The 2,420-nt window shown below is 68.4% G+C and carries 3 protein-coding genes; all 3 read left to right on the plus strand.

Going from position 1 to position 2,420, the window contains the following annotated elements:
- Positions 1–674 (plus strand): ABC transporter ATP-binding protein (locus tag ACYVMZ_RS39195; protein ID WP_461088074.1); only part of this gene is annotated, 674 nt, incomplete at its 5' end.
- 3 nt (positions 675–677) lie between these two features.
- Positions 678–1,574 (plus strand): ABC transporter permease, encoded by an 897-nt coding sequence (locus tag ACYVMZ_RS39200; RefSeq protein WP_461088076.1) that lies wholly within the window; start codon positions 678–680, stop codon positions 1,572–1,574.
- Positions 1,571–2,420 (plus strand): ABC transporter permease (locus ACYVMZ_RS39205; RefSeq protein ID WP_461088078.1); only part of this gene is annotated, 850 nt, incomplete at its 3' end. The genes ACYVMZ_RS39200 and ACYVMZ_RS39205, both read left to right, overlap by 4 nt.

Consider the following 2,420-nt stretch of genomic DNA (forward strand, 5'->3'; position numbering starts at 1 on the left):
TGTCCGGCGGTCAGCAGCAGCGTGTCGCCCTGTGCCGGGCGCTGGTCTACCGCCCGCCGGTCATCCTCATGGACGAGCCGCTCGGTGCCCTGGACAAGAAGCTGCGTGACCAGCTGCAGGTCGAGATCAAGACCATCCAGCAGGAACTCGGCCTGACCGTCATCTACGTGACGCACGATCAGGAAGAAGCGCTGGTCATGTCGGACCGCATCGCGGTGATGCGCAACGGCCTGATCGAGCAGTTCGACACCCCGAGGGAGCTGTTCGAACGGCCGAAAACACCCTTCGTGGCGGACTTCCTCGGCGCGGCCAACTTCCTGCCCGGCCGCATCGAGCAGCACACCGACGAGCACACCCTGGTCCGCCTCGATGCCAGTGGCGGCCTGCTCAAGGCCCGCCGCCACCAGCTGCCCCCCGGCGCCCAGGTCAAGGTTGCCGTCCAGCCGGGCCGGCTGCGGGCCAGCGCCGCCGACGACGGTTTCTGTACCGGCACGGTCGAGACCGCCACCTACGTCGGCACCCTGGTCCGCGCCGGGGTACGCATCGACGGCAAGGACGCGCCCCTGCTGCGCCTGGAAGTCCCGGCAGGCCGCGGCCCGGTTGCCGGCGAGCGGGTCGGGATCACCGCCGACCCCGACGACGTCAACCTCTTCCCCAGCGAACAGGGAGGGTGAGCCATGGCCGCCACCCTCACCGCCAACGCTCCAGCCCGTCCGCGCAAGCTGCTGGCCTCACGCCGGACAAGGGTCGGGATCCTGTACGCGCTGCCGGTCGTCGTCTACCTGCTGGTGCTGTTCGTCTACCCGATCTTCAGCACGCTGCTGCTGAGCCTGAAGGACGCCAACGGCGCGTTCACCCTGCACTGGTACGCCGACGCCCTGACCGGCGTCAACCTCTCCGTCCTGATCACCACGCTGCGGATCTCCGCCGAGACGGCCGTGCTGAGCCTGGTCTTCGGCTTCGTCCTGGCCCAGGCGATCTGCCGACTCAAGCCCCTGTGGGCAGGCCTTGCCATGCTGGTCGTCGTCGTCCCGCACTTCGTCAGCGCCCTGGTGCGTACCTACGGCTGGATCATCATGCTCGGCGACAAGGGCCTGGTGAACGAGACCCTCACCGCCCTGTCCGTCCCCGGCACGCCGTTCCAGCTGCTCTACAACGAACTCGGCGTGGTCATCGGCACCACCTCGATGATGCTGCCCTACACGGTGCTGCTGCTGTACGGGGTGATGCGCGGGGTGGACCGCCGGCTGCTGGCGGCCGCGGCCAGCATGGGCGCGGGCCGGGTGACGATCTTCCGCCGGGTGTATCTGCCGCTGGTCGCCCCGGGACTTGCCAGTGCCGGACTGCTCAGCTTCATCCTCTCGCTGGGCTACTACATCACCCCGGCCCTGATGGGCGGACCCAACCAGACGATGATCGCCACTCTCATCAACCAGCAGGTCACCAAGGAAAACCAGTGGAACGGGGCCGCCGCCCAGGGCGTCATCCTGCTGGTCCTCACCCTGGCCGGACTGCTGCTGGTCAAGGCCGTCAGCTCGCTCGGTGCCAGCCGTAAGAAGAGGAGCGCGCCATGATGGAGCTGCGCAAGACCCTCGCCGGACGGATCGCCCTGACCGCGGTCGCCACCGTGATCCTGCTGTTCCTGGCGCTGCCGATCGTCGTCATCCTCGTCACCTCCTTCAGCAACAACGCCTTCGCCTCCTTTCCGCCCGAGGCGTGGACGCTGAACTGGTACAAGGCACTGTTCGCCGACGGCAGCAAGTGGCCGGCCGCCCTCTCGCTGAGCGCCCTGGTCGCCGCCCTGAGCACCGTGTTCTCCCTCATCATCGGCGTGACCGCGGCGACCGCCCTGGTCCGCAGCGAACTGCCGCTGCGCTCGGCGGTCTTCGCCCTGGTCCTCGGGCCGCTGGTCATCCCGCAGATCGTCACCGCGCTCGGGTTGTTCCTGCTGTTCGAGCCCGCCGCGATGCTCGGCAGCCCGATCGCCATCGCCCTGGGGCACACGGTGCTGGCCGCGCCGATCGCGGTACTCATCCTGATCGCGACCCTGCGCGGCATCGACGAACGCCTCGAGGACGCCGCCGCCAGCATGGGCGCCGGACGCCTCACGATCGCCCGGAAGATCACCTTCCCCCTGGCCGCGCCGGGCATGATCGCCGCAGCGATCTTCTCCTTCATCACCAGCTTCGACGAGTTCTACATCTCCCAGTTCCTCTCCTCCGTCGACACCATCACCCTGCCCGTCCAGGTCTACAACTCCCTCACCTTCGAGATCGACCCCAGCGTCACCGCGGTCAGCGCCATCCTCACCGCCTTCGCCATCCTCGCCCTCGGCCTCGTCGCCCTCGTGCGCTGGATCGGCTCCGGACGACAGCAATCCCTGCTGTCGGTCGAGAACACGGTCGGCGTCGCCAACCCCG

This window comes from Streptomyces deserti, assembly GCF_054782695.1.